Below are 25,730 nucleotides of genomic sequence, written 5' to 3' on the forward strand. Positions count from 1 at the left end.
CACGGGCGTGCGGCCGGTTGCACATTTGAGTGCGAGCCCTCTGGGGGCAGCGGGGACCTGGGGTTTCGTGTGCCGCATGGGAGCGTGTCCGTGGGACCCCGTACGCTCGACGTCATGCGTTTGAGCACCGTGATCCTCCCCGTCCGACGCTGGCACGAGGGCGGCCGTGACGAGTGGCTGCGCGCCGAGCGGCTCGGCTTCCACACCGCGTACACCTATGACCACCTGTCGTGGCGCTCGTTCCGCGATGGCCCCTGGTTCGGCGCGATCCCCACGCTGACGGCCGCGGCCGCCGCGACCGAGCGACTGCGTCTCGGCACGCTGGTCACTTCGCCGAACTTCCGCCATCCGGTGACCCTGGCGAAGGAGCTGATCTCACTGGACGACATATCCGGCGGGCGCATCACCCTGGGGATCGGCGCGGGCGGGATGGGCTTCGACGCGACGGCGCTGGGCCAGGAGGCATGGACTCCGCGCGAGCGGGCCGACCGGTTCGCAGAGTTCGTTCCGCTGCTGGACCGGCTGCTGAGCGAGCCCGCCGTCACGAGTGACGGGACGTTCTACTCGGCGGTGGAGGCCCGCAACATTCCCGGCTGCGTCCAGCGGCCGAGGCTGCCCTTCGCCGTGGCGGCGACCGGACCACGGGGGATGAAGCTCGCCGCGCGGCATGGACAGGCGTGGGTCACCACCGGGGACCCCAAGCTGTTCGAGTCGGGCACCCCGGCCCAGTCCCGCGAGGCGATCCGCGGCCAGATCGACAAGCTCGACAAGGCGTGCGCGGACATCGGCCGCGACTCCGCCGAGCTGGACAAGGTCCTCCTCACCGGCTTCACCCCGGATCGCGGCGGCCCGCTGCAGTCGCTGGACGCCTTCGTCGACTTCGCCGGTCGGCACTTCGCTCTGGGCATCACGGAGATCGCCGTCCACAGCCCGATTCCCGACTCGGACTTCTCGGCGGATCAGGCGGTCTTCGAGCGGATCGCCGCGGAGGCGCCGGCGCAGCTCGCCTGAGGCGACGGCCGGCCGAGCCGTGCGGGTCCGGCGCCGGCAGCCGGGGCTCATTCGGCGAGGCGCAGAAACTCCGGCAGCACGGCGTCGGTCAGCCAGACGCCATTGGCGCTGACGTGGAACACATGACCCGCCTGGTGCATCGCGTCCGCGTCCACGGACAGGACGACGGGCCGTCCGCGGCGGGCGCCCACCGCGGTGGCGGTCTCCCGGTCGGGTGAGAGATGGACATGGTGGCGCCGCATGGGAAGCAGGCCCTCGGTGCGGATGGCGGGCAGGTTGCGGGCCACCGTGCCGTGGTAGAGCCACCCGGGTGGCTGTGCGATGGGCAGGTCCAGGTCGACGGTGACGGTATGGCCCTGGTTGGCCCGGATCCGCCCATCCCGGACCGTGAAACGCTGCTTGTCGTTGACGGCGACGGCATGGTCGAGCTCGGATCGGGTGAAGGGGAAGCCGTGGGCGGCCGCGGCCCGCATCAGCTCGTCGATCTCCACCCAGCCTTGTGCGTCAAGTGCGATGCCGATGCGGTCCGGTCGATGGCGCAGATGCTTGGAGAGGTACTTCGACACCTTCACGGTGCGCTGTGGCGTCGTGCTCATGCCATTAGCCTGCCCGGCGGCCGAGACGGCTCGCCACTCAGAATTCAATCAATGCAGGTGATCGAAAAGGTTTGATCCACAGTCAACCCGACTTATCCACAGGCCTTTTGGACTTTCTGTGGACAACGCGACCAGGATTCAGGCTTGTTGGCAACCATCCGGTGGACAGCGCCCTGTTGCGGTCAGAGTGTCCAATGTCCTTGCCTTCACCTCCCGTTCAGCGGCAGCCGCGATGAACGCGGCTGTGTTCTCGTCGCCAACGAGCCCCTGTACGGCCCGTATCGTCTCCGGGGGCAGGGCCACCGCCCGCGGCCCCGACTCCATGGGCGGCGGGCCGTCCGGGCGCAGATGCTGCTGAAGGTGGCGCGTGGCGAACAACCGCATCGCGCGGGCCAGTTCGGCGTCCACGGTCTGCTGGGCCAGCGGGCGCAGCCGCCGCACCAGGGCTGCGGCCTCGGCCGCATCCGCGTCCGTCGGAGGCCGGTGCCCCAGGTAGCGGGCGAAGACATGCTCCGTGGTGAACTCCAGGAAGCGGGAGGCGATGTGCTCGACCTGACCGCGAAGTTCCCTCAGATGCCCGGAGATCGCGGAGAGCGGCACACCCGCGGCATACAACTCCACCGCCACCGCAAGCTCCTGGGGGCTGGGTACCAGGAATTCATCGTCCCTCCCCGGAGCCGGCTCCAGGACGCCCAGCTCCATCGCATCCGCCACCGCCTCATCGTCCGGCTCACCGCCGAACCTGGCATCCAGCTCCGCGCGGGTGATCCGGGTCGCCTCCTCGTCCGACCAGGGGCCCTGTACCTCTGCGACGAGCCCCAGCACCCCGCCGAGTCCGCGGCCGGTGTCCCACGCCTGAAGCAGTTCCTTGATGGAGGCAAGGGTGTAGCCGCGGTCCAGCAGATCCGCGATCTGGCGCAGCCGGGCGAGATGAGCGGCACCGTACACATTGGACCGGCCGCGCCGCTCAGGCTTCGGCAGCAGCCCGCGGTCCTGATAGGCCCGGATCGTGCGAACCGTGGCGCCGCTGCGCTGTGCCAGATCCTCGATCCGGTATTCGGCGCCGGACTGCGTCGACTGCCCCGCCGTCACAGCCGGGGCTCCCAGCGTGCCATCGCGCGCAGCACACGCGGCGCGAAGCGGGACAGCAGCAGTGCCCCGCGCGCCTCCGGTGTCACCGGCGCCACCGCCTCATTGCGCAGTACGGCTCGCAGTACGGCCGTGGCGACCTTCTCCGGCGGATAGTTGCGCAGCGCGTACAGTCGGGCCGACTTCCTCTGGCGGCGCTTCTCCTCCGCCGCGTCGACCCCGGCGAAGCGGGCCGTTGAGGTGATGTTGGTGTTGACGAAACCCGGACAGACAGCCGTGACGCCGATGTCCTTCCCGGCCAGCTCCGCACGCAGACACTCGCTCAGCATCAGCACCGCGGACTTGGAGGTGCTGTAGGCGGGCAGCGTCCTGGAGGGCAGATAGGCGGCGGCCGAGGCCATGTTGACGATATGGCCCCCCTGGCCGCGCTCCGCCATCTGCCTGCCGAATATCCGGCAGCCGTGGATCACGCCCCACAGATTGACGTCGAGGACCGCGCGCCAGTCCTCGGCCGTCGTCTCCAGAAGGGGGCCGGAGAGGCCGATGCCCGCGTTGTTGACCAGCACGTCCACGATGCCGTACTCGGCGGCGACCTTTTCCGCGAGCTTCTCCATGGCCTGTTCGTCGCTGACGTCCACCGTCTCGCCCCAGGCGTCGGGGGCTCCGATCAGCCGGGTCAGCTCCGCGGTCCTGGCCGCCCCCTCGCCGTCCCGGTCGACCGCCACGATCCGTGCTCCGGCCTCGGCGAACGCGAAGGCCGTAGCCCTCCCGATGCCGCTCGCCGCCCCGGTCACCAGCACCAGCTGTCCGCCGAACCGTTCGGCAGAGGGCCGGCCTGCCGTCGGACGCGTGACGACCGGCACGGCCGACGGACCGCCGGAACCGGCTCCCGCCTCGTGCGCGGAGACGAAGTCGGCGATCCAGGCCGCCAGCTGATCGGGTCGGCTACGCGGCGCCCAGTGCTTGGCGGCGAGCGTGTGGCGCGTCAACTGCGGTGCCCATTCGCCCAGATCGTCGTAGAGCCGCTCGGAGAGGAACGCGTCCCCGTTCGGCGTGATGAGCTGAACGGGGACATGAGCGAAGGCGTCGGCCCTCGGCCGGCGCAGCCGGGCACGGACGTTGTCCCGGTACAGCCATGCCCCGTGCGCGGCGTCCATCGGCAATGAAGCCGTGGGGTAGTCGTCCCCCGACGTCTTCTCGACCCGCTGGACGAGTGCGGGCCACCGCTTGCCCAGCGGCCCCCGCCAGGCCAGCTCCGGAAGGACCGGGGTGTGCAGCGCGTACACGTACCAGGACTTGACGCCCTGGCCCAGCAGCTGTCCGACCCTCCGGGGCGTGGGACGCCTCATCCGCTTCTTCAGCCAGTGCCCGAAATGGTCGAGCGAAGGGCCGGAGATCGAGGTGAAGGACACGATACGGCCCTCGGTTCTGCTGACCGTCACGAACTCCCACGCCTGCACCGAGCCCCAGTCGTGCCCGACCAGATGCACCGGCCGGCCCGGGCTCACCGCGTCCGCGACAGCCAGGAAGTCATCCGTGAGCTTCTCCAGGGTGTAGCCGCCGCGCAGCGGGACCGGCGCGGTCGAGCGGCCGTGCCCCCGGACGTCGTAGAGCACGACATGAAAGCGGTCCGCCAGCCGCTCGGCGACCCTGGACCACACCTCCTTGGTGTCCGGGTACCCGTGGAGCAGCACGACGGACGGGTGGGAGGCGTCTCCCAGCTCCGCCACGCACAGCTCCACCCCGCCCGTACGCACCCAGCGCTCCCGCGCCCCCGGCAGCCGCGACCCCTCCGGCAGGTCCGACGGCCCCCGTGAAAACGACGCCCCTGACATGCTCGGCTCCTCCCCTGCTCGCACGCCCGCCATCAGATGTCCTCCCGTCGACGCCGCACATGCGGCAGATCGTCATCCAGCCAGAACGCGCTCTGCTCCGGATCCCGGGAGTCGGTGACCACCAGGATCTCCTCGAACCTCGCGCCGACGCGACCGCCTCCCCGCAGTCATACGCGAGACGCCGGACATCTCTGAAACCCCGCAGATCCGGGGTCAGTTCGCTTGCCACTGCCAAGGCCAACCACCGTCCGTCCCTGAGCGGTACACCCGACGTAACTTGACACTGACGAATGTGACAATGCCTGACGGCGACGTCAAGAGCGCTGCACGCCCTGTGGAAAACCCTCCCCGCCTCCGCCGGGCCCGCCTGTGGACAACCCACGAAAGTCGCATGGCTGTGCTTTCTTAGGTCGTAGCCCCCTACGGGCCTCTACGTCTCGAGTCGGATCCGGAACCAGCCGCCGAGGCTGACGACCCCTGTGTCCTGCGCCACTACCGTCGAGGTGTGACTGTGATCGCGACCGAAAGCCTGAGCAAGCGGTTCCCCAGAGTGACCGCTCTTGACCGGCTCTCGTTGGACATCGGCCCCGGTGTGACCGGCCTGGTGGGCGCCAACGGAGCCGGCAAGTCCACGTTGATCAAGATCCTGCTGGGTCTGTCCCCCGCGACGGAAGGCCGGGCCTCGGTGCTCGGCCTCGACGTCGCCACGAGCGGCGCCGCCATCCGCGAGCAGGTCGGCTATATGCCCGAGCACGACTGTCTGCCGCCCGACGTCTCGGCGACGGAGTTCGTCGTCCATATGGCGCGCATGTCCGGACTGCCTCCCACCGCCGCCCGTGAGCGCACCGCGGACACGCTGCGCCACGTTGGTCTCTACGAGGAGCGGTACCGCCCCATGGGCGGCTACTCGACCGGCATGAAACAGCGCGTCAAGCTCGCGCAGGCCCTCGTCCACGACCCGAAGCTCGTCCTTCTGGACGAGCCGACCAACGGCCTCGACCCCGTCGGCCGTGACGAGATGCTCGGACTGATCCGCCGCGTCCACACCGACTTCGGCATCTCGGTCCTCGTCACCTCGCACCTCCTCGGCGAGCTGGAGCGCACCTGCGACCATGTCGTCGTCATCGACGGCGGCACGCTGCTGCGGTCCAGTTCCACCAGCGACTTCACCCAGGCCACGGCGACGCTCGCCGTCGAGGTGACCGACTCCGACGTCTGCCCCGACGGCACGTCGGCCCTGCGCGAGGCGCTCACCGCCGCCGGAGTGACGCTGCACGCGGGCTTCGAGGAGGGTCTGCCCGGAGCCGGTCACATCCTCCTGCTGGAAGCTGCCGGTGAGGAGACATACGACATCGTGCGCGACGCCGTCGCCGAACTCGGCCTCGGCCTCGTACGCATGGAGCAGCGCCGCCACCACATCGCCGAGGTCTTCCGTCCGGACGCCGCCGCGGCCCGCCCTGACGGGGCGGCACGCCCGGCCGACAACGCCATGGAGGTGCAGGCCCGATGAGCGCCGATACCGCCACACAGATCCACAACATCGGGTACCGCAACTACGAAGGGACACGGCTCGGCCGCGCCTATGCGCGCCGCTCCCTCTACTCCCAGTCGCTCCGCGGCGCCTACGGACTGGGCCGCAGCGCCAAGTCGAAGGTCCTTCCGATGATCCTGTTCGCGGTGATGTGCTTGCCCGCGGCCATCATCGTCGCGGTCGCCGTCGCCACCGACCTGGATGACCTGCCGGTCGACTACACGCGCTACGCGATCGTGATGCAGGCGGTGATCGGGCTGTACCTGGCCGCCCAGGCGCCGCAGACCGTCTCCCGCGACCTGCGCTTCAAGACCGTCCCGCTGTACTTCTCCCGCCCCATCGAGCGAGTCGACTACGTCCTCGCCAAGTACGGGGCGATGGCCACGGCCCTGTTCGTCCTCACCGGCGCCCCGCTGCTGATCCTCTACGTGGGCTCCCTGCTCGCCAAGATGGATCTGTCCGACCAGACGCTGGAGCTGGGACAGGGACTGGTGTCGGTGGGGCTGCTCTCACTCCTCTTCGGCGGGATCGGCCTCGTCATGGCCGCGCTCACCCCGCGCCGCGGGTTCGGCGTCGCTGCGGTGATCGCCACGCTGACCATCACCTACGGGGCGGTCTCCACCATCCAGGCCATCGCCATCGAGGCGGGCTCGACCGGCGCCGTCAAGTGGCTGGGCCTGTTCTCCCCGATCACTCTCATAGACGGTGTGCAGACCGCCTTCCTCGGCGCGGCCACCGCCTTTCCGGGAGGCGACCCCTCCGCGCCCGGTGCGGGTGCGGGCGCCGTCTATCTGCTCGTCGTCCTCGCGCTCATCGCCGGCTCCTACGGCATCCTGATGCGCCGCTACCGAAAGGTCGGTCTGTGATGTCCGTCATCGACATCGACCACGCCTCGCGCTGGTTCGGGAACGTCGTCGCCGTCAACGACGTCAGCATGCGCATCGGCCCCGGGGTCACCGGCCTGCTGGGCCCCAACGGTGCGGGTAAGTCCACGCTCATCAACATGATGGGCGGCTTCCTCGCCCCGTCCACCGGCGCCGTCTCCCTCGACGGGCAGCAGATCTGGCGCAGTGAGTCGGTCTACCGGGAGATCGGCATCGTGCCCGAGCGGGAGGCGATGTACGACTTCCTCACCGGCCGGGAGTTCGTGGTCGCCAACGCGGAACTGCACGGGCTGGGCAAACGGGAGGCGCAGAAGGCGCTCGCCACAGTCGAGATGGAGTATGCCCAGGACCGCAAGATCGCGACATACAGCAAGGGCATGCGCCAGCGGGTGAAGATGGCGTCCGCGCTGGTCCATGAGCCCTCGGTGCTGCTGCTCGACGAGCCGTTCAACGGTATGGACCCGCGCCAGCGCATGCAGCTGATGGATCTGCTGCGGCGGATGGGCGCGGAGGGCCGCACGGTGCTCTTCTCCTCCCACATCCTGGAGGAAGTGGAGCAACTCGCCTCCCATATCGAGGTGATCGTCGCCGGCAGGCATGCCGCGTCGGGCGACTTCCGCAGGATCCGCAGGCTGATGACGGACCGGCCGCACCGCTATCTCGTCCGGTCCAGCGACGACCGTGCGCTCGCCGCGGCGCTGATCTCCGACCCGTCGACCGCCGGCATCGAGGTCGATATGACGGAGGGCGGGCTGCGCATCCAGGCCGTCGACTTCCTGCGGTTCACCGAACTGCTGCCGCGGGTCGCCCGCGAACACTCCATCCGGCTGCTCACGGTCTCGCCCTCGGACGAGTCGCTCGAGTCGGTCTTCTCCTACCTCGTAGCGGCCTGAAGGCCCGACAGAAAGGAGCGGTGACTTCCATGTACAACCCCACAGTCGCCCGGCTCACCTATCGGGCCGTGCTCGGCAGGCGGCGGGCTGCGATCCTGTTCGTCCTGCCCGCCCTGCTGCTCGCCATCGCCGTCGCGGTGCGCACCTTCAACGGCGTGGACGACCAGGTCGCGGCGGATGTGCTCGGCGGGTTCGCGCTCGCTGTGATGGTCCCGCTGATCGGAGTGATCGCGGGCACCGGCGCGATCGGGCCTGAGATCGACGACGGATCGATCGTCTATCTGCTCGCCAAGCCGGTGAAGCGGCCGACGATCATCGTCACCAAGCTGACCGTGGCGATCGCGGTGACAATGGTCTTCTCCGCCGTGCCGACCCGCATCGCCGGTTTCATACTCAACGGCAACGGCCAGCAGGTGGCCATGGCGTACACCGTCGCGGCACTCGTCGCCTCGATCGCGTACAGCGCGCTCTTCCTGCTGCTGGGCACGGTCAGCCGGCATGCCGTCGTCATAGGGCTTGTTTACGCGCTGGTCTGGGAGACCCTCTTCGGCAGTCTGGTCTCGGGCGCCCGCACCCTCAGCGTCCAGCAGTGGGCGCTGTCGCTGGCCGAACGGATCGCGGGCGAGGGGCTGATCGGCTCCGATGTGGGCCTGCCGACCGCGGTGGCGCTGCTGGTGGGCGTAACGGCCGCGGCGACGTGGTACGCAGGCCAGAAGCTGCGGGTGCTCAAGCTCGCCGGTGAGGAGTGAGCCTGTGTGAGGACTGAACCCTGTGAGAAGCGAACCCTGTGAGGAATGAGTCCCGTAAGGAGTGGGTCCCGTAGGGAGTGGGTCCCGCGAGCAGTGAGTCCGGTCGCGGGCGGAAAATCCGGTGGCGTCCGCTGTGCCCGGAACGGCACAGTGGTGAGGCCACCAACCGGGAGAGGAGCACGACGGTGACCGCCGGTACGGACAGTACGGGCGCGGGGCCGTCGGGCTCTCGTCGGGGCAGCGCAGGGCAGGCCGCGGAGTAGCCACCGACCACTCCGCGGAGCCGCCCGGGAGCTGCCCAGGGGGCGGCCGCTTCGAGCGCGCATCCGCGCGGGCCGCCCCCTCCCGCAAACCCGGGGACTCGCCCCAGGCCCTGCAGTGGAGGGAGCGGCAGGGCTGCCGCTCCACGCTCGTTCCGGCGGCTTCGCGCCGTGCTCCCGTCGGAGCTCCCGTCGGACGGCTTGCCGGCGGGCGTCTACGGGGCCTTGCGGTCGTATGGTCCGAGGTGGAGCCCCTGACCCACGGGTGACAGGGGCAGCAGACGGTCGGCGAGAGCGCCAAGCGGTTCACGAGAGCGCCAAGCGGTTCAGATGGTGCGGAGCAGATGCTCCAAAACCACCGCGATGCCGTCGTGTTCGTTCGAGGCCGTGATCTCGTGGGCGACGGCCTTCAGTCCGTCGTGGGCGTTGGCCATCGCCACGCCGTGCGCCGCCCAGCCGAACATCGGGATGTCGTTCGGCATGTCGCCGAAGGCGATCGTGTCCGCGGCCCGCAGCCCCAGGCGGCGGGCCGCCAGGGAGAGGCCGGTCGCCTTTGTGAGCCCGAGCGGCAGGATCTCCACGACCCCGGGGCCCGCCATGACCACGTCCACCAGTGCGCCGACTGTGGCCCTGGCCGCCTCGGCCAGGGCGTCGTCGTCGAGTTCCGGGTGCTGGATATAGACCTTGTTCAGCGGCGCGGACCACAGCTCCGACGGGTCGTCGAAGGGCACCACGGGCAGCGGCCCCTCCTGGACCCGGTAGCCCGCGCCCACCAGCACTTCGCCGTGCAGCCCGTCGCGGCTGGCGGCCAGAGCCAGCGGGCCGACCTCCGCCTCGATCTTGGACAGTGCGAGGCCGGCGAGCTGGCGGTCGAGGGTCACCGAGGTCAGCAGTCGTTGTTCGCCCGCGTGGTAGACCTGGGCGCCCTGGCCGCAGACCGCGAGGCCCTCGTATCCCAGGTCCTCGAGGATATGCCTGGTCCACGGCACCGACCGGCCGGTGACGACGATATGTGCGGCGCCAGCCTCGGTGACGGCGGCGAGCGCGTCGCGTGTGCGCTGCGAGACGGTCTCGTCGGCGCGCAGCAGCGTCCCGTCGAGGTCCGTCGCGATCAGGCGGTACGGCAAGCTCACCGGGCGACCGGCTCCAGCAGCTCACGACCGCCCAGATACGGCCGCAGCACCTCGGGAACCCGCACCGAGCCGTCGGCCAGCTGGTGGTTCTCCAGCAGCGCCACGATGGTGCGCGGCACGGCGCACAGCGTGCCGTTCAGCGTGGCCAGGGGGGCCACCTTCTTCCCGTCGCGCATCCGCACGGACAGCCGCCGGGCCTGGAACTCGTTGCAGTTCGACGCGGAGGTCAGCTCGCGGTACTTGCCCTGGGTGGGGATCCATGCCTCGCAGTCGTACTTGCGCGAGGCGGAGGCGCCCAGATCGCCGGTGGCGACGTCGATCACCTGGAACGGCAGCTCAAGGCTGGTCAGCCACTGCTTCTCCCATTCCAGCAGCCGCTTGTGCTCCGCTTCGGAGTCCTCCGGCGCGACATACGAGAACATCTCGACCTTGTCGAACTGGTGTACACGGAAGATCCCGCGGGTGTCCTTGCCGTATGTCCCCGCCTCGCGGCGGTAGCAGGGCGAGAAGCCCGCGTACCGCAGCGGCAGTTTGTCGGCGTCGACGATCTCGTCCATGTGGTACGCGGCGAGAGGGACCTCGGAGGTGCCGACGAGGTAGTAGTCGTCCTTCTCCAGGTGGTACACGTTCTCCGCGGCCTGGCCGAGGAAGCCGGTGCCCTCCATCGCGCGCGGCCGCACCAGCGTCGGGGTCAGCATCGGAGTGAACCCGGCCTCGGTGGCCTGTGCGATCGCGGCGTTGACCAGCGCCAGTTCCAGCAGGGCGCCGACGCCCGTCAGGTAGTAGAAGCGCGATCCGGACACCTTCGCACCGCGCTCGACGTCGATGGCGGCCAGAGCTTCGCCCAGCTCCAGGTGGTCCTTCGGCTCGAAGCCCTCTGCTCCGAAGTCGCGGATCGTGCCGTGCGTCTCCAGGACGACGAAGTCCTCCTCGCCGCCGACGGGCACCTCCGGGTGGACCAGGTTCCCCAGCTGGAGCAGCAGGCGCTTGGTCTCCTCGTCGGCTTCGCCCTGGGCGGCGTCGGCTGCCTTGACGTCGGCCTTCAGCTGCTCGGCCCTCTTGAGCAGCTCGGCGCGCTCCTCGGGAGACGCCTTGGGGATGAGCTTGCCCAGCGACTTCTGCTCGCTGCGCAGCTCGTCGAAGCGGACGCCGGACGACCTGCGCCGCTCATCGGCGGAGAGCAGGGCGTCGACAAGGCCGACGTCCTCTCCACGGGCGCGCTGGGAGGCGCGAACACGGTCGGGGTCCTCACGGAGCAGGCGAAGGTCAATCACCCCACCAGGCTACCGGTGCGGACAGAGCCCACCCCACGCGATATTGACATGCGTGTCGTTTTGCCCGAATTGACGGAATTGCAGCGAATTTCGAAAACGTCAATGCGGCGGTCAAGGGAATCGCCGCCGGTCGCCGGATCAGGGTATGCCGCCCCGCGTCCGACTCTCCTGTCCGGGTGCACTTGTCCACAGGAATGCGATCTTGCGGAAAGTTATCCACAGGGTGTGTGAAGCGCCTGTGGACTGGGGTGGAGATCGTTCTGCTGCCCATGTGCGAGGCCCATTGATTCCCCTTCTGTGCTCACTTCACACACTCATTCGGGTGGGAATTCCTCGCTCTAAAGAGTTGATCGAAGGAATTGGGGTGACACGGGGAATCCTGTCCCCTGTGGGTCGGTCTGAAGTCAGAGAGGCGATTTGTCGATGATGTCGGATGGCGGTCCGATGGTGATGTCGACTTGTCCCCAGATCGAGATGGCCACCTGTGGATAAGTCCTGTGGACAGCGCTCGACAGTGAAAATCGGCAGGTACGACCGGCGGTCCGGGCGGCGACCGCCTCTCAGGCCCGCCCGTCCTGGCACCGTGCCAGCCAGTCCGACGCCGCGAGGAACTCCTCGTCCGTCGTCCCCCTCCGCAGCGGCTGCACGTCCTCCGGCGCGACCCCGGCGCGCGGATACGACCCGAGGAACCGCACCTTCGGGCAGATCCGCTTCAGCCCCATCAGCGCCTCGGCCACCCGCCGGTCCGAGAGATGCCCCTCCGCGTCGACCGCGAAGCAGTAGTTCCCGATTCCCGCGCCCGTGGGACGGGACTGGATCAGCATCAGGTTGACGCCGCGAACCGCGAACTCCTGGAGCAGCTCCAGCAGCGCGCCCGGGTGGTCGTCGCCCAGCCAGATGACCACCGACGTCTTGTCCGCTCCGGTCGGAGCCGCGGGTCTGGCAGGCCGGCCCACCAGGACGAAGCGCGTCTCCGCGTTCTCCGCGTCGTGGATGTCGGTGACCAGCGGCTCGAGCCCGTAGGTGGCCGCGGCGAACTCGCCCGCGAAGGCGGCGTCGTAGCGCCCCTCCTGCACCAGCCGCGCCCCGTCCGCGTTCGAGGCTGCGGATTCCCAGTGTGCGTCCGGCAGATGGTCGCGCAGCCAGTTGCGCACCTGCGGCTGGGCCACCGGGTGCCCGGTCACCGTCTTCACCTCGGACAGCTTCGTCCCCGGCCGCACGAGCAGCGCGAACGCGATCGGCAGCAGCACTTCGCGGTAGATCATCAGCGGCTGCCCGGAGGCCAGCTCGTCAAGGGTCGCGGTGACCCCGCCCTCCACGGAGTTCTCGATCGGCACGAGGGCGGCCGCGGCCTCCCCGTTCCGTACGGCGTCCAGCGCCGCGGGCACCGACAGCATCGGCACCAGTTCCCGGGTGGCGGCCTCGGGGAGGGTGCGCAGCGCGGCCTCGGTGAAGGTGCCCTCGGGGCCGAGATAGGTGTAGCGGGTAGCGGACATTGCGTCATCCCTGCTGGCGGCTGGTGGGCGCGGACATCACCGTCACCCTAATAGCAGGGTCGCAAATTGCCGGGCCGCAGGTCGCGGACGGGGTTCACTCGCAGGTCGCGGACGGGTTTCACCGGCAGGTCGCGGACGAGGTTCACGACTCCAGAAGCCGCTGTCCGACGTACTCGCCCTCCCGCGCACCGCCGGGCACGGCGAACAGCCCGCTCGCCTCGTGTCGGATGAACGCCGACAGGGCGTCGCCGCGGTCGAGCTTGCGCTGCACCGGCACAAAGCCCCGCAGCGGGTCCGCCTGCCAGCAGACGAACAGCAGCCCGGCGTCCACGGTGCCGTCCGGGCCGATCCCGTCGTGGAAGGAGAAGGGCCGCCGCAGCATCGCCGCGCCGCCGTTCGCCTCCGGGGCCGAGATGCGGGCGTGCGCATTGGCCGGGATGACGAGCTTGCCGTCCGGGCCGGTCTTGTCGAGGGCGAGCGGCGTGGTCTCCGAGCCGCCCGTCAGCGGTGCACCGTCGGACTTGCGGCGGCCGATCACCTCCTCCTGCCCGTCGAGCGGGAGCTTCTCCCAGTCGTCCAGCAGCATCCGGATCCGGCGCACGACCGCGTACGAGCCGCCCGCCATCCACGCCGCATCCCCCTGGGCGGCCTCGCCCTCCGCGGGGACGAAGATCCGCCGGTCGAAGTCGGGGTCGGAGGGCTTCGGATTGTTGGTTCCGTCGACCTGGCCCATCAGATTGCGGGAGGTCATCGGGGAGCGGGTGGCGCCGGGAGAGCGGTTGAAGCCGTTCATCTGCCAGCGCACCCGCGCCGTGTCGCCCGCCGACCGCTGGACGGCGCGCAGCGCATGGAAGGCGACCAGCCCGTCGTCGGCCCCGATCTGCACCCACAGATCCCCGTCGGAGCGCTTGGGGTCGAGTCGGTCGGAGGAGAACGCGGGCAGCGGGTCGAGTGCCGCGGGCCGGCGGGCGGTCAGGTCCGTACGGTCGAAGAACGTGCGGCCCAAGCCGAAGGTGACCGTCAGCGAGGACGGGCCGGCGTCCAGGGCGACGCCCGTGTCGCCGTCCCCGGCGGGCCGGCCCGCCATCACCTCGGCCGCCAGCCGCGACCAGCGTCGCAGCAGCGCGGCCGCTTCCTTGCGCCCGGCGCCCGGGGCGAGATCGAAGGCGATCAGATGGCCGCGGGCCTGGAGCGGTGTGGTGATGCCCGGCTGGCGCTCGCCGTGGAAGGGGACGCCGGTCGAGCCGAGCGTGTTCAGCGCCGTGGCCGGAGAGGCCGTCGCGGCGTGGACCGCGGTCCCGCCGGCGGCGCCCAGGGCGAGCCCGGTCGCGCCCGCGGCCCCGGCGGTGCCGAGCAGCCGGCGCCGCGAGATGCGGCCCTGCCCGTTCTCCGCCGTCTCGTTCCGGTCGTTGCGGTCGTTCCGGGTCTCTTTCTGCGTTGTCATACGTCAGCCGATCTTCACGTTCTTCTTGACCGTCGTCTGGTCGAAGTCGGAGGTGCGCACGGTCACCTTGAGCTGCCAGTCGCCGGGCATCGGGACCTGCACTCCGGCCGCACTCCAGTGACCTGCCGAGATCCGGTCGGGGGTGACCGGCAGCGGGCCGATCTGCTTGTCCTCGAGGGTGAAGGACGCCTTCACCTCGGGGGCGTCGAGCGGCTTCCCGTCCGGTGCGCTGGCCCATATGTGCAGCTCATTGGCGCCGGAGCGGGCCGGGTCGAGGGTGAGCAGCAGTGTGCCCTTGCCGTTCTCACCGCCGGTGTCGAACGGCAGCTTCAGCTCGGCAGGGCCGCCCGCCGGAGCCGCGGCCGCCGACCGACCGGCCCCCGCCTCCTCCTCCGTGCGGCCGGGCTCCGTGGAGGTCAGCACCGTCGTCACGGCCAGCAGCACGACGGCGACACCGGTCTCGGTCAGCACGGAGCGGCGCAGCCCGGAGCGCTGCGGGTCGGCGTCCCGCTCCTTCTTCCGCTGGGCCGTGGCCACCGCCGCCCGCTGCCGCGCCAGTTGGCCGGCCCGCTCAACGTCGCCGCCCGCCGGCTTCGCGGCGGCCTTCTTCCTGGACGGCTTCCCGCTGTCGGACTTCGCCGCCTTGCCGGGGGCGGGGGTGTCGTCCGCCGGCACCTCGGCGAGCTGCGCCGTCCACCGTCGTGAGATCCAGGCGACGCCGAGCAGGACGACGACCAGCCCCACCTTCAGTACGAGCAGTTGTCCGTACGCGGTCCCGGTCAGGGCCGACCAGGAGCCGACCTGACGCCAGGACTGGTAGAGCCCGGTCACGGCCAGGACGACGACGCTGCCCAACGCGACCGACGAGAACTTCCGCACCGCCGTCCGCTCGATCGCCGGACCGCGGTACAGCGCGGTGAGCAGTGCCGCGAGACCGCCGAGCCAGGCGGCGACGGCCAGCAGGTGCAGCACGTCGACGGGCATGGCGATGCCCGGCTGGATGCCGGTGGAGGCGTGCTCTGACAGTGCCCAGGTGGCGGCGATGCCCGCGGCGACGACCGTTCCGCCGACGGCGAGGCCAAAGGCGAGGTCCTTCCGTCCGGTCCTGCCCTCCTCGCTCCGCTCGGCGTCCGCGGTGCTGGTGCTGGTGCTGGTGCTGGTGTCGGTACTGGTGTCGGTGCTGGTACTGGTGCCGGTGTCGTCGCCGCGCGCGTACGTGCCGAACAGCACGGCGACGAAGAGCGCGGCCGCGCCCAGCAGCAGCAGCCGCGAGACCAGGGCCGCCCCGGTCTTCGTCTCCAGGACCAGCCCGAGGCCGGTGAGATCGAAGGCGTCCCCGAGCGAACCGGTGGTGGTGTAGGGGCTGCGGAGCAGCAGCATGGCGAGGGTGCCCGCGGTGAGCGTCACCCAGCCGTGTACGACGAGGCGTTGCAGCGGACGCACTCGGACGCCGCGCGGCCAGCAGGCGAGAATGAATGCCGCGCCGCCCACGAGCAGAATGAAACCGGCATACGATGCATAGCGGGCAATGCCGTACAGCGCCCCGACGACTCCACCGCCCGCGGTCTGTTCGGGGAGCGCGACCGTGGTCTCGGAGGGCGCTCCGATGGAGAAGGTGAACGCTCCCGACACCGGATGGCTGTCCGCGGAGACAGCCTGCCAGGCCACGGTGTAGGTGCCGTCGGGCAGTCCGGAGTGCAGCCCGACGCCGTAGACGATCGCCCCGTTCTCCCCGATCTCGCGGATCTCGCCGGTGTCGGCGCGCTTGCCGCTGGGTTCGAGGACGCGGATGGCGTTCTCGCCCACCGCGATCTGTTCGGAGAAGGTGAGGGTGACCTGCTTGGGGGCGGTGGCCACCACCGCCCCGTCCTTCGGGTCGCTCGCCGTCAGAGCGGCGTGTGCCGCGGCCGGGTCCGCACCGGCCAGTACGGCGCAGAGCGCGGCCAGCAGCGTGCCGGCCAGCGTCAGCACGGCGACCGGCCGCCGGCAGGCGGCTCTGGCGATCCCGAAGTCCGGGGCGGGGATGGCTTTCATGGCGTGACCGGTCCCTCAGTGCTTCTTCGCGTGCTGCGGGTTGTGGTTGGGCGCCTCGACGGGCAGCGCGACCTTGATCGGGTCGGACTTCTCGAAGTGCAGCTCCACGGCGACCTTCTCGCCCTGCCGGGGCTGCTTCTTGAGCTTCATGAACATGATGTGGCTGCCGCCGCGTTCGAGGTCCAGATGGCCGTCGGCCGGGATGTCGAAGGACTTCACCTCCCGCATCTTCTGGTCCACGGTCTCGTGGATGGTGACGTCGTCGGAGATGTCACTGGTGACCGCGGTCAGCCTGTCCCCGGCGTCCCCCGTGTTCTCCACGGTGAGGAAGCCGGCCGCCATATCGCTGACGGGCTGCGGCATGAACGCGCCGCTCACCTTCAACTCGGGCCCGGACGCGGTCGACGAGCAGCCGGTCAGGACCGCCGCAGCGGCCAGGGACGCGGCCGCGGCGAGTGCCGCCGCGCGGGACGTACGAGAGCGGTGGGCGGTGCTTGCCGCACGGGTGCTGATCGCACGGGTGCTGGTTGTGCGGGTGCTGGTTGTGCGGGACGGACCCGCGGTGCGGGTGAGGCGGCGGCTCACGGCTTCTCCCCCTGGATCAGCTTGGGCAGGTCCTCGGCGTACTCGTCGGCGGTGGTGTCCTCGCCGTACAGCACATAGCCCCGGTCGGTCTTCGGCGAGAAGGCGATGACCTGGGCGCCGTGCATGGACTCGACCGTGCCGTCCTTGTTCTTCTTCGGCGGGTCGATGCCGATGCCGATCGAGCGGGCCGCGGCCTGGATGGTCGAGAAGTCGCCGGTGAGCCCGGTGAAGGACGGATCGCCGGCGCTCGGGAGCCACTTGGCGAGCTCGGCGGGGGTGTCCCGCTCGGGGTCGGTGGTGACGAACACGACCTGGAGCTTGTCGCGGTCGGCCTGGGGGAGCTGCTTCATGGCGATGGCGATGTTGCTCATCGTCAGCGGGCAGACGTCGGGGCAGTGCGTATAGCCGAAGTAGATCAGCGTCGGCTTGCCCTTGGTCCGCTCGCGCAGGTCGTACTGCTCGCCCTTGGTGTCCGTGAGGACCAGGTCGGGCTTGGTGAACGGCTGGTCGAGCACCGTGGCCGCCTTGGTCTTCGGCTGGGCGGAGACCTCGGCGACGGTGCGGTCCGCGGAATCGTTCTTGCCGTCGGTTCCGCAGGCGGAGAGGGTGAGCCCGGCGGCCGCGACGAGCGCGGCCGCGAGCACAGTCTTCGTGCGCATTGAGAAATATCCCAGATGTCGGGTTCGGTGTGTCAGGAGGCGCGGCGGCGGGTCAGCACGCCGAAGGCCAGACCGGCGGCCCCGACGAGGATGCCGGCGATGCCGAGGGCGCGGGCGGTGGTGTCGCCGGCGTCGGCGGCGGCCGAGGACTTCGTCTCCCCGTCCTTCGTCTCCCCGTCCTTTGCGTCTCCGCCCTTCGCTTCCCCGTGGTTCGCCTCGCCCTTCGCGGCGTCGCCCGACGAGGCGCTGCCGGCGCCGTGGTGGTCGTCGGCCGCCGCGGACAGCTTCAGGACCGGTGCGGGGGAATCGGGCTGCTCGCCGCCCTCGGCCGGTTCCTCGATCCAGCGCACGATCTCCTTGTTGTCGTACGTCTGGAGGGCCTTGAACACCAGCTGCTCGGCGTTCTCGGGCAGTCTGCCCATCGAGACCGGGAACTGCTGGAACTCACCGGGAGCGATCTTGGAGTCGGTCGCCGTCCAGGTGATCTTGGTGACCGCCTCGGTGATCTGCTTGCCGTGCACTTCGAGCGGCTTGTCCAGCTTGGACTTGGTCACCTCGGCCTTCCAGCCCGGCACCGGCTGCGGCATCGCGGAGGCCAGCGGGTGGTCGGCGGGGAAGCTCACCTCGAGCTTGACGGTGGAGGCGTTGTCCCGCTCGTTGGGGACCTTGAAGTTGACCGTCGCGTAGCCGCCCTTGGCCGCCTCGCCCTGCGGCTGGACGGTGACGTGCGCGAAGGCCGTGCCCGAGAGCAGCAGCACGGACGAGGCGGCGACGCCGGTGGCGACGGCGAGACGGGACAGCGTGGCCGCGGTGCGGCGCGGGATGGGGGCGGTGCTCATGGCGGAGGTCACTCCAGAGTGAGGGAGAGGTGTGTGAGAGGTGCCGGGCGCACGAGGGCAGGGCCGGCACGGCGACTCCACTCCCGGTGCTCCCGGAGGGTGGGCCGCGTCAGGCTGCGAGTGCGAGCTCTGCCGGAGGCCCGCGCCTGATCACCGTGTGCTGGAGTGCCTCGTCCGCTGCCGGGACGGGCGGCTCGTCCGCCGGCCGGGGGCGGCAGGGCGTCCGGGCCGCGGGCGCACCCCTCAGCCCTGTGCGCAGCGCCCGTACGAGGGCGAGCGCGGCGCGCAGCGAACGCAGCCGGGCCTCCTGGGCCACCGACTGCGCGGGGCCGGCCGACAGCCGGGCCAGCGTGCAGAGCGCCAGGTCGCCGCGGCGCAGCAGCCAGCCGGTGGCCAGCGCCGCGAGCAGATGCCCGAGCAGCATGGGCAGCGAGGGCAGCAGCTCGGGGGAGGCGGCGGCCTCGGTGACCGAGGGGAGTGCACCTCCGGGCAGGGTGTGCGTCGGGTGCGCCGCCTGCGCCGTGCTGGCCGAGGATGCGGCGGCGGTCGCCGTCGCCGGATCGAGTCCCGCCGTGGTGATGATGCGGCGGGCGTCCGCCGCGGACATCGACGAAGCGCCCGCGCCGCACATCAGCTTGGCGGCCATCCTGATCAGGGCGTCGTCGGCGCCGGGCGCCAGTCGCAGCTGCTGGTGCTGCCCCGCCCCGAACAGCGCGTGCAGGGCGAGTTGTCCCGCGCCCAGCCCCGCGGCGATCGACGGCAGCGAGCGCTCCCGCCCCGCAAACGGTGCGACCAGCACGAACAGGAAGAGAAAGCCGACGGGGAGCGTCCACCAGGGGACGGCCGCGCAGGCTGCCAGCGCATGTCCCGTCGCGGACAGCGCAACGCAGACCGCGGTGAACACCGCGGCCCTCAGAAGCCGCAAACCGGCTCCGGCGCGTACGACGGACGTGGACGACATGGCCGGGCCATCATCGCACTGAGAGGAGGCGGCCCGTACGGCAGGTCCGGAAGGTCCCCTTTGCTGTACACCGCTGTACGGAGAAGTCGCATCCGCCGAACGAGCGCTATCGCGTCAACTCTGGGCTTACAGGAAGTGCTTTGGGGGCAATAAGTAACGGTATGTCGAGCCGCAGCCAGGAGGCTGGAGCATGAGCATCTGGTGGTCTCTGCATTTGCGGCGCGAAGCCGCGAGCGTTCCGCTCGCCCGGCGTCTGCTGCTCGGCACCATGGAGACCGCAGGTGTCGATCCAGATATTTCTTACGATTTGTCCGTTGCGCTCAGTGAAGCGTGCGCGAACGCCGTGGAACACGGCGGCGGCCAGGAGCCCGGCGGGGCCTCGGGGGCGTACCGGGTGACCGCCTATCTGGACGGCGAGATGTGCCGTATCGAGGTCTCGGACTCCGGTCCCGGATTCCCGGTCAGACCCGGAGGCCCCTGCGGCTACACCACGCCCCTGGCCACTCAGGGCGCGGAGAGCGGGCGCGGGCTGTGCCTGATCGAGCAACTCGCCGATCACGTGCACTTCCACAACGGCCCGGAACGCGGTGCGGTCGTCAGCTTTGACAAGATCCTCAAATGGCGGGAGGACGCGCCTCTGATGGCCGGGTAGCGCTCGTCCTCCGGACACACCCCGCAAGGTCACGTGGCCGGCTCGGTTCCGGCCGTGACGCGGCCCGCGGCCACCGCTTCCGCCAGGGCCCGGTGGTCGCGCTCGTTCTGGTCGGCGTAGGCGTGGGCGAACTGCGCCACGGCGCGGTCGAAGGCGTCGCCGCGGCCGAGGTAGGCGGCGATCGCGACCGGGTCGCCCGAGCGGGCGTGGGCCCGGGCCAGCGAGGCTCCGCACAGCTGCCCGAAGCGGGTCAGCGTCCCGGGTCCCATGGTCTCCGGCTGTGCGATGCCCTTCCAGTCCCGCAGCTGCCTCACATAGAAGTCGCGTTCACGGCCGTCGATCCCTGTGACGCGCTGCCAGCCGAGGAAGATGTCACTGGCCGCCTGCATCAGCCGCTGCCCGGCCACCACCCGCCGGCCCTGGTTGTCGTACACACTGGCTCCGCAGTAGGGCGCGAGCACCGACTCCCCGGCCTCCTTGGCCTGCAGCAGCAGTGGATCGTCGCCATCGCGGCCCAGCAGCAGGATGACGAAGCAGCGGGTGCCGACACTGCCGACGCCGACCACCTTGCGCGCCAGGTCCACCACATGGAAGCGGCTCAGCAGGTGCCGCCGCTCCGTCGACAGGGTGCGCGCATAGCCCGCGACCACCGCGTGCAGGGCCTGCTCCAGCTGCTCGCGTTCTGCGTCGGGCAGCAGTTCGTCGAGCGGTGTGAGCAGCGGGGGATCCGAGACGATCCGGGGCGCGCCGTCCACCACGCGGGTCAGCTTCGCAGCGGCCTGCAGGCTCGTCCGCGTACGGGCCTTGGCCGTCGCCCTCGCGACGCGCTGCCGGTCGTCCCTGCCTGGCCGCCCGGGCAGCAGCGCCTCCATCTGGTCGGCGTCGTCCCTCGCGTACCAGACGTCGAGGGTGCGCATCCCGGCGAACGCCCGCATGCGCTCGCGATACGCCCTCACGCCCGCCCGTACGACATCGCCGCACCGGCCGGCCGGGAACCCGTTGGCCCGGCCGGCGATCACCAGGCTCGCAGCGAGCCGCTTGACGTCCCACTCGAAGGGGCCCGGCAGGGTCTCGTCGAAGTCGTTGATGTCGAAGACGAGATGGCGTTCGGGGGAGGCGAGCAGCCGGAAGTTCAGCAGGTGGGCGTCGCCGCACAGCTGGACGGTGAGCCCGCTGTGCGGCGCGGCGCCGAGATCGGAGGCCATGATGGCCGCGGCCCCCCGGTAGAAGCGGAACGGGGACTCCAGCATCCGGCCGTAGCGGAGCGGGACGAGCTCGGGAACACGGGCGGCGGACTGCCGCTCGATGATGTCGAGGGGATCCGGCCGTCCGTCGTCGGGCGCGAAGGCGGCATGGGCGCTCCGCCGCAGCCGGGCGCGTGCCTGCTTGCCGTGTGCCGCACGCTCGGACGGAGACAGCGGACCGTCGTTCACCGTGTCCATGGCCGGATCTCCTTTCCCGACACCCCGTTCCCGCATGGTCACCGCTGTGCGCGCCGAGGAGGTCACCCGGGCCGGGTGATGTACGGCTGGGGCAGGGCAATCCCGGGATGTTGCGCCACGGCCGGTGTACGACGAGGAGCGGAGCCCACCTCAGGCCGACGCCGTCCCGCGCGGACTTGTCATGTCCGGGAGCGTCCGGGCCGGCGAAGACCATGGGCGCCGACACCGGGGTCGAGGCGAGCCGCCGCGAGACGAGTGCGTACCCCCCGGTGACGGCGGCGACCGCCACCCCGGTCCAGGCATCGGCGCCGCTCATGGGGGCATTCTGGCCCGGCGCCCGCCGGGCGCCGGCATCGACGCTCCTGTCGTAGACCGCGATCACTCGTTGTGGGCGGTCTCCGCACCCGGGCGCACGGAGGCATGAGAGGCCGCCGTCGAGCATCGGGTCACGGCCACCACAGGAGCCGGGGATGAGGGGTGGGGCGAGGGGTGAGGAGCGACAGGTGGCGAGTGGTGAGCGGCGAGACGGCCGCCTGCCACGCGCCACCCGTCACCGGCATCCGGTACGGCGCGCCGCGGCTCAGCCCGTGAGCGACGCCATCCAGGCCTCGACCTCGTCCGCCCGGCGCGGCAGCGCGGCCGACAGATTCCGGTTGCCGTCCTCGGTGACCAGGATGTCGTCCTCGATGCGGACGCCGATGCCGCGGTACTCCTCCGGCACCGTCAGATCGTCGGCCTGGAAGTACAGGCCCGGCTCCACGGTCAGGCACATGCCCGGCTCCAGCGTCCCGTCGACATACGCCTCGGTGCGCGCTGCCGCGCAGTCGTGGACGTCCATGCCGAGCATGTGGCCGGTGCCGTGCAGCGTCCAGCGGCGCTGCAGCCCCAGCTCCAGCACCCGCTCCACGGGCCCCTCGAGCAGGCCCCACTCGACCAGCCTCTCGGCGAGCACCCGCTGAGCCGCGTCATGGAAGTCGCGGAACTTGGCCCCCGGCTGCACCGCCGCGATGCCCGCCTCCTGCGCCTCGTACACCGCGTCATAGATCGTGCGCTGAAGCTCGGTGTACCGGCCGTTGATCGGCAGGGTGCGGGTGACATCGGCCGTGTACAGCTCCGTCGTCTCCACGCCCGCGTCCAGCAGCAGCAGCTCGCCGGAGCGCACCGGGCCGTCGTTGCGCACCCAGTGCAGAGTGGTGGCGTGCGGCCCTGCCGCGCAGATCGAGCCGTAGCCCACGTCATTGCCCTCGACGCGGGCGCGCAGGAAGAAGGTGCCCTCGATATAGCGCTCGCTGGTCGCCTCCGCCTTGTCGAGCACCTTCACGACGTCCTCGAAGCCCCGCGCGGTGGAGTCGCACGCCTTCTGCAGCTCGGCGATCTCGAACTCGTCCTTCACCGCCCGCGCCTCGGAGAGGTACACCCGCAGCTCCTCGTCCCGCTCCGCGGTGACCTTGTCGGTGAGCGCTGCCTCGATGCCCGCGTCATGCCCGCGGACCACGCGCACCGGACCCGACAGCCCGCGCAGCAGATCCGGCAGCTCTCGGACGTCCTCGGCGGGGATGCCCAGCAGCTGCTCGGCCTCGCCCAGCGACTTCCGCCGGCCGACCCAGAGCTCGCCCTGCCCGGACAGCCAGAACTCGCCGTTCTCCCGGTTGGAACGGGGCAGCAGATAGATCGTGGCCTGGTGGCCCCCGTCGCCCGCGGCGCCCTTCGGCTCCAGCACCAGGACGCCGTCCTCGGTCTGGTCGCCGGTCAGATACGCGTATTCGGTGGCGGCGCGGAAGCTGTACTCCGTGTCATTGGACCGCGTCTTGAGATTGCCGGCGGGGATCACCAGGCGCTCGCCCGGGAACCTGGCCGACAGCGCGGCACGCCGCGCGGCCGTGTACGACGCCTGCGGGACGGGCTGCAGATCGTGCTGCTCCGTGTCCGCCCAGCCCGTCTTCATGTTCTCGGTGAGCTCGTCGGAAACGCCCGGGTACAGGCCGTTCTTGCGCTGCTTGATCGGCTGCTCGTCCTCTTCCGGGGTCTCGGGGATCTCCGGGGTCTCCGGGGTGAGCTCCTCGGCCACGTCTGCCTCCTGGGCCACTGGGTGGGGTGACCTCACCATCGTATGTGCGACCGGAAGACTGCCGGGGCCCTGTGGAAAACACAGGGGGGATCATGCAAAGCGGGCGGCGAGCAGAACGACGTCCTCGGCGCCCGCAGCGCCTTCGGCGCCCCCGGTGAACTGGGCGCTTCTCGCGTCTACGCCACCGTCGCCGAGGCTGCTTCCGCCGCGGCCGTGGCCGCGTCCGTCGCAGTAGCCATCGCGGCCGGGCCCGGGGGCTCCGGCCGGGCCGTCCCTGCCCGGCCGTCGCACCCGAGCCGCGGCATCCGGCAGCATCGCGGCCAGCACATGGTCGGCGATCGCCCCCGGGTCCTTGCGCGCCGCCTTGGGCACGCCAGCGGCCGCGGCATGCAGCCGCGCGAACGCACGGTCCATGGGGTCTCCGGTACGACGCAGCAGTCCGTCCGTGTACAGCAGCACCGACTCTCCCGGGGCGGGCGCCAGCTCCACGCTCGGCGCCTCCCAGCAGGAGAGCATCCCCAGGGGAGCCGAGAGGGACGTCTCCACGAACTCGGCACGCTGCTCGCCGATGATCAGCGGCGGGGTGTGGCCCGCCCCGGCCAGCACCATCTTCCCGGCGGCGGGCTCGGCGTAGCCGAACAGCGCGGTGGCGGTCCTGGCCGGCTCGGTCAGCCGCAACAGCAGCTCCAGGTCCGACAGCACGGCGACCGGGTCCTCGCCCTCCATCACCGCATAGGCCCGCAGGGAGGCCCGCAGCCGCCCCATCGCGGCCAGCGCGCTGGGCCCGGATCCGGAGACGGAGCCCACCGCCAGCCCGAGGGCGCCCTCCGGCAGCGGCAGCGCGTCGTACCAGTCGCCGCCGCCGCGCGGTCCGGTGAGGTGTCGTGCGGCGAGCTGGACCCCCGGCACCCGGGGCAGCCTGGTGGGCAGCAACTCCTCGGCGACCGTCGCAACGGTGGCGCGGGCGTGCTCCAGCTCCAACAGCCGGGCCAGGTGTTCCGTGGCGTAACGCATGTACAGGCCCACGAGATGGCGCTGGCGCTCCATGGGGGAGGCCGGTTCGTCGTAGAGCCAGACGGCGGCTCCGAGCGTGCCCGCGTCCTCGGCGGCGAGGGGGAGGGTGTAGCTGGCGGCGTAACCGAGCCGTACGGCCACTTCGCGGTGGCGCGGGTCGAGGGAGTCGTCGGCGAGCAGATCGGCGTTGGAGACGGCGTGTCCGAAGGCCGGTCCGCCGTCCGGAGGCTTTCCGCCGTCCAGGATGCAGCCGAGCGCGGTGGCGCTGCGCGGCACGGTTTCGAAGTGCCCCAGCTCGGCGTGCGTCAGACCGAGTCCCTTGGTCAGGGACGGGCCGCGGCCGCCTTCGAAGCAGTCGGCGCGATCGGGGCCCCCCTCGGGGGGTTGGAGTACGACCATGCCGCGGCGCGCCCCGACGAGCGCGGCTCCGGCGCGCAGCAGCTCCTGGAGGGCTGCTTCGAGCGTGGCGGTCCTGACCAGGCGTTCGGTCAGTTCGTGGAGGGTGGTGAGATCGGAGACCCAGCCGGCCAGCCGGTCCTGGATCACCGCTCCGGGCGGAGCGGGCGCGGAAGGAACGGTTGGTGACAGGGGTGGCGCAGTGTGCGCGGGAGTGGGAACCTCTGTATTGAATCCAGCCACTTTCGGCAGGTGAGGGGCGCTCATGGCAGCCGGCTTTCCGACTGGTGCGTTTCGCTCAATAGCATCGCGAACCCCCATGTCATTCTGCGCTGCTAGCAATGCATCCACATGTACACGCACAAGTGAGTGGATGTCCAGCATTGTCCCAGTGGGATTGCTGGTGTCCGAGGGGCCCCAAACTTGGCTGGAAAGAGCAGCGGATGGAGGCCCGTTGCGGTCGACTGAGGCAGTGCCGAGCACATCCGGCTGATGTCTGGTCGGCCGTCGCACCGAGCACGCGCCGAGCGTCACACCGAGCCCGACGGGTACGTAAACGGTGACGGGCAGAGGCAGTTGGGGCCGCGCCCGGAACCCGGAAACGGGCGCCGGCGTCCTAACAGCCAGGAGCCGCCGCAGCGGCAGGGTCGACGGCGGCGGCAGCAGACGGTGACGGGTCGGCGATGGCGCGGCAAGCGGGATCAGCGGCACCAGCGGGATCAGCGGGACGGGCAAGGCGGGAAACGCCAGGCGTGCGCCACCCCTCGCCATGCGTTTAATGGACACCGGCCGGGTTCGGCCTCGAAGTACGAGCGGCGATCTTCCTGCCGCCGTTCGTGTGCACAGAGAAGACTGCTCACATGGTGTGAAGTGGACCTCGGCGTT

General features: G+C 70.7%; 21 protein-coding genes and 1 pseudogene. 6 read left to right on the forward strand and 16 right to left on the reverse strand.

Features of this window, described 5'->3' with window-relative positions; genetic code table 11:
• The first annotated feature begins 114 nt into the window (after positions 1-114).
• On the forward strand, positions 115-1,011 hold the full coding sequence (locus tag QCN29_RS05520) for an LLM class flavin-dependent oxidoreductase (protein WP_240136929.1): 897 nt from the start codon (positions 115-117) through the stop codon (positions 1,009-1,011).
• Positions 1,012-1,058: 47 nt separating this feature from the next.
• Here the strand turns inward: QCN29_RS05520 and QCN29_RS05525 are convergent, their stop codons facing one another.
• The 4 genes and pseudogenes from QCN29_RS05525 to QCN29_RS05540 all read right to left on the reverse strand — a co-directional run.
• Positions 1,059-1,607, reverse strand: a complete 549-nt coding sequence (locus QCN29_RS05525) for an RNA 2'-phosphotransferase (RefSeq protein ID WP_279926561.1) — start codon at positions 1,605-1,607, stop codon at positions 1,059-1,061.
• 138 nt (positions 1,608-1,745) lie between these two features.
• Positions 1,746-2,699: a MerR family transcriptional regulator gene (locus tag QCN29_RS05530; protein WP_279926562.1), complete on the reverse strand. Its 954-nt coding sequence runs from the start codon at positions 2,697-2,699 to the stop codon at positions 1,746-1,748.
• The gene (locus QCN29_RS05535; RefSeq protein WP_279926563.1) at positions 2,696-4,531 is read right to left on the reverse strand and encodes an SDR family oxidoreductase; all 1,836 of its coding nucleotides are present in this window, start codon (positions 4,529-4,531) and stop codon (positions 2,696-2,698) included. Before QCN29_RS05535 ends, QCN29_RS05530 begins: the two co-directional genes overlap by 4 nt.
• A gap of 32 nt (positions 4,532-4,563) precedes the next feature.
• A pseudogene (locus QCN29_RS05540) lies at positions 4,564-4,677 on the reverse strand (M24 family metallopeptidase); the annotation flags it as partial.
• Positions 4,678-5,042: 365 nt separating this feature from the next.
• On the opposite strand from QCN29_RS05540, the gene QCN29_RS05545 reads away from it, so the two are divergent.
• The 4 genes from QCN29_RS05545 to QCN29_RS05560 are packed head-to-tail and all read left to right on the forward strand — an operon-like array spanning position 5,043 to position 8,588.
• Positions 5,043-6,041 (forward strand): ABC transporter ATP-binding protein, encoded by a 999-nt coding sequence (locus QCN29_RS05545; protein WP_279926693.1) that lies wholly within the window; start codon positions 5,043-5,045, stop codon positions 6,039-6,041.
• The gene (locus tag QCN29_RS05550) at positions 6,038-6,928 is read left to right on the forward strand and encodes an ABC transporter permease (protein ID WP_279926564.1); all 891 of its coding nucleotides are present in this window, start codon (positions 6,038-6,040) and stop codon (positions 6,926-6,928) included. The genes QCN29_RS05545 and QCN29_RS05550 overlap by 4 nt, the downstream gene beginning before the upstream one ends.
• The gene (locus tag QCN29_RS05555) at positions 6,928-7,839 is read left to right on the forward strand and encodes an ABC transporter ATP-binding protein (protein WP_279926565.1); all 912 of its coding nucleotides are present in this window, start codon (positions 6,928-6,930) and stop codon (positions 7,837-7,839) included. Before QCN29_RS05550 ends, QCN29_RS05555 begins: the two co-directional genes overlap by 1 nt.
• A 29-nt stretch (positions 7,840-7,868) precedes the next feature.
• The gene (locus tag QCN29_RS05560) at positions 7,869-8,588 is read left to right on the forward strand and encodes an ABC transporter permease (protein ID WP_279926566.1); all 720 of its coding nucleotides are present in this window, start codon (positions 7,869-7,871) and stop codon (positions 8,586-8,588) included.
• A 586-nt stretch (positions 8,589-9,174) separates the two neighbouring features.
• Here QCN29_RS05560 and QCN29_RS05565 read toward each other — a convergent pair.
• The 9 genes from QCN29_RS05565 to QCN29_RS05605 form a co-directional block, all read right to left on the reverse strand.
• The gene (locus QCN29_RS05565; RefSeq protein WP_279926567.1) at positions 9,175-9,981 is read right to left on the reverse strand and encodes an HAD family hydrolase; all 807 of its coding nucleotides are present in this window, start codon (positions 9,979-9,981) and stop codon (positions 9,175-9,177) included.
• Positions 9,978-11,255, reverse strand: a complete 1,278-nt coding sequence (gene serS / locus QCN29_RS05570) for a serine--tRNA ligase (RefSeq protein ID WP_240136921.1) — start codon at positions 11,253-11,255, stop codon at positions 9,978-9,980. Before serS ends, QCN29_RS05565 begins: the two co-directional genes overlap by 4 nt.
• A gap of 560 nt (positions 11,256-11,815) precedes the next feature.
• Positions 11,816-12,751 carry a prephenate dehydratase gene (gene pheA / locus QCN29_RS05575; protein WP_279926568.1) on the reverse strand — a complete coding sequence of 312 codons (936 nt, stop codon included), beginning with the start codon at positions 12,749-12,751 and terminating at the stop codon, positions 11,816-11,818.
• Positions 12,752-12,893: 142 nt separating this feature from the next.
• Entirely contained in the window at positions 12,894-14,195 is a 1,302-nt protein-coding gene (gene efeB / locus QCN29_RS05580) for an iron uptake transporter deferrochelatase/peroxidase subunit (RefSeq protein ID WP_279926569.1), read from the reverse strand.
• A 3-nt stretch (positions 14,196-14,198) separates the two neighbouring features.
• The gene (locus QCN29_RS05585) at positions 14,199-16,229 is read right to left on the reverse strand and encodes a copper resistance CopC/CopD family protein (protein WP_279926570.1); all 2,031 of its coding nucleotides are present in this window, start codon (positions 16,227-16,229) and stop codon (positions 14,199-14,201) included.
• 15 nt (positions 16,230-16,244) lie between these two features.
• Positions 16,245-16,667 carry a copper chaperone PCu(A)C gene (locus QCN29_RS05590; protein ID WP_279926694.1) on the reverse strand — a complete coding sequence of 141 codons (423 nt, stop codon included), beginning with the start codon at positions 16,665-16,667 and terminating at the stop codon, positions 16,245-16,247.
• A 143-nt stretch (positions 16,668-16,810) separates the two neighbouring features.
• A complete protein-coding gene (locus tag QCN29_RS05595) occupies positions 16,811-17,473 on the reverse strand; it encodes an SCO family protein (protein ID WP_279926571.1) in 663 nt (220 codons plus the stop codon).
• Positions 17,474-17,505: 32 nt separating this feature from the next.
• A complete protein-coding gene (locus QCN29_RS05600; RefSeq protein WP_279926572.1) occupies positions 17,506-18,312 on the reverse strand; it encodes a YcnI family copper-binding membrane protein in 807 nt (268 codons plus the stop codon).
• A 109-nt stretch (positions 18,313-18,421) separates the two neighbouring features.
• Positions 18,422-19,273 (reverse strand): hypothetical protein, encoded by an 852-nt coding sequence (locus tag QCN29_RS05605; protein WP_279926573.1) that lies wholly within the window; start codon positions 19,271-19,273, stop codon positions 18,422-18,424.
• A gap of 190 nt (positions 19,274-19,463) precedes the next feature.
• On the opposite strand from QCN29_RS05605, the gene QCN29_RS05610 reads away from it, so the two are divergent.
• A complete protein-coding gene (locus tag QCN29_RS05610; RefSeq protein WP_240136914.1) occupies positions 19,464-19,925 on the forward strand; it encodes an ATP-binding protein in 462 nt (153 codons plus the stop codon).
• 29 nt (positions 19,926-19,954) lie between these two features.
• On the opposite strand, the gene QCN29_RS05615 is transcribed toward QCN29_RS05610, so the two are convergent.
• From QCN29_RS05615 to QCN29_RS05625, 3 genes are all read right to left on the reverse strand, one after another.
• On the reverse strand, positions 19,955-21,367 hold the full coding sequence (locus QCN29_RS05615) for a DUF2252 domain-containing protein (RefSeq protein ID WP_279926574.1): 1,413 nt from the start codon (positions 21,365-21,367) through the stop codon (positions 19,955-19,957).
• 580 nt (positions 21,368-21,947) lie between these two features.
• Positions 21,948-23,435: an aminopeptidase P family protein gene (locus QCN29_RS05620; RefSeq protein WP_279926575.1), complete on the reverse strand. Its 1,488-nt coding sequence runs from the start codon at positions 23,433-23,435 to the stop codon at positions 21,948-21,950.
• Positions 23,436-23,525: 90 nt separating this feature from the next.
• A complete protein-coding gene (locus QCN29_RS05625) occupies positions 23,526-25,229 on the reverse strand; it encodes a PP2C family protein-serine/threonine phosphatase (protein ID WP_279926576.1) in 1,704 nt (567 codons plus the stop codon).
• Positions 25,230-25,730: the final 501 nt, after the last annotated feature.

Origin of the sequence: Streptomyces chengmaiensis, from assembly GCF_029846775.1 — a bacterium.
Lineage (GTDB): Bacteria > Actinomycetota > Actinomycetes > Streptomycetales > Streptomycetaceae > Streptomyces > Streptomyces chengmaiensis.

What these genes read in the sequence shown, in the direction of transcription:
- QCN29_RS05520 (WP_240136929.1), top strand. Translation starts at nt 115, where the DNA reads ATGCGTTTGAGCACCGTGATCCTCCCCGTCCGACGCTGGCACGAGGGC.
- QCN29_RS05525 (WP_279926561.1), bottom strand. Translation starts at nt 1,607, where the DNA reads ATGAGCACGACGCCACAGCGCACCGTGAAGGTGTCGAAGTACCTCTCC.
- QCN29_RS05535 (WP_279926563.1), bottom strand. Translation starts at nt 4,531, where the DNA reads ATGTCAGGGGCGTCGTTTTCACGGGGGCCGTCGGACCTGCCGGAGGGG.
- QCN29_RS05550 (WP_279926564.1), top strand. Translation starts at nt 6,038, where the DNA reads ATGAGCGCCGATACCGCCACACAGATCCACAACATCGGGTACCGCAAC.
- QCN29_RS05555 (WP_279926565.1), top strand. Translation starts at nt 6,928, where the DNA reads ATGTCCGTCATCGACATCGACCACGCCTCGCGCTGGTTCGGGAACGTC.
- QCN29_RS05560 (WP_279926566.1), top strand. Translation starts at nt 7,869, where the DNA reads ATGTACAACCCCACAGTCGCCCGGCTCACCTATCGGGCCGTGCTCGGC.
- pheA (WP_279926568.1), bottom strand. Translation starts at nt 12,751, where the DNA reads ATGTCCGCTACCCGCTACACCTATCTCGGCCCCGAGGGCACCTTCACC.
- efeB (WP_279926569.1), bottom strand. Translation starts at nt 14,195, where the DNA reads ATGACAACGCAGAAAGAGACCCGGAACGACCGCAACGACCGGAACGAG.
- QCN29_RS05585 (WP_279926570.1), bottom strand. Translation starts at nt 16,229, where the DNA reads ATGAAAGCCATCCCCGCCCCGGACTTCGGGATCGCCAGAGCCGCCTGC.
- QCN29_RS05595 (WP_279926571.1), bottom strand. Translation starts at nt 17,473, where the DNA reads ATGCGCACGAAGACTGTGCTCGCGGCCGCGCTCGTCGCGGCCGCCGGG.
- QCN29_RS05600 (WP_279926572.1), bottom strand. Translation starts at nt 18,312, where the DNA reads ATGAGCACCGCCCCCATCCCGCGCCGCACCGCGGCCACGCTGTCCCGT.
- QCN29_RS05605 (WP_279926573.1), bottom strand. Translation starts at nt 19,273, where the DNA reads ATGTCGTCCACGTCCGTCGTACGCGCCGGAGCCGGTTTGCGGCTTCTG.
- QCN29_RS05610 (WP_240136914.1), top strand. Translation starts at nt 19,464, where the DNA reads ATGAGCATCTGGTGGTCTCTGCATTTGCGGCGCGAAGCCGCGAGCGTT.
- QCN29_RS05615 (WP_279926574.1), bottom strand. Translation starts at nt 21,367, where the DNA reads ATGGACACGGTGAACGACGGTCCGCTGTCTCCGTCCGAGCGTGCGGCA.
- QCN29_RS05625 (WP_279926576.1), bottom strand. Translation starts at nt 25,229, where the DNA reads ATGCTGGACATCCACTCACTTGTGCGTGTACATGTGGATGCATTGCTA.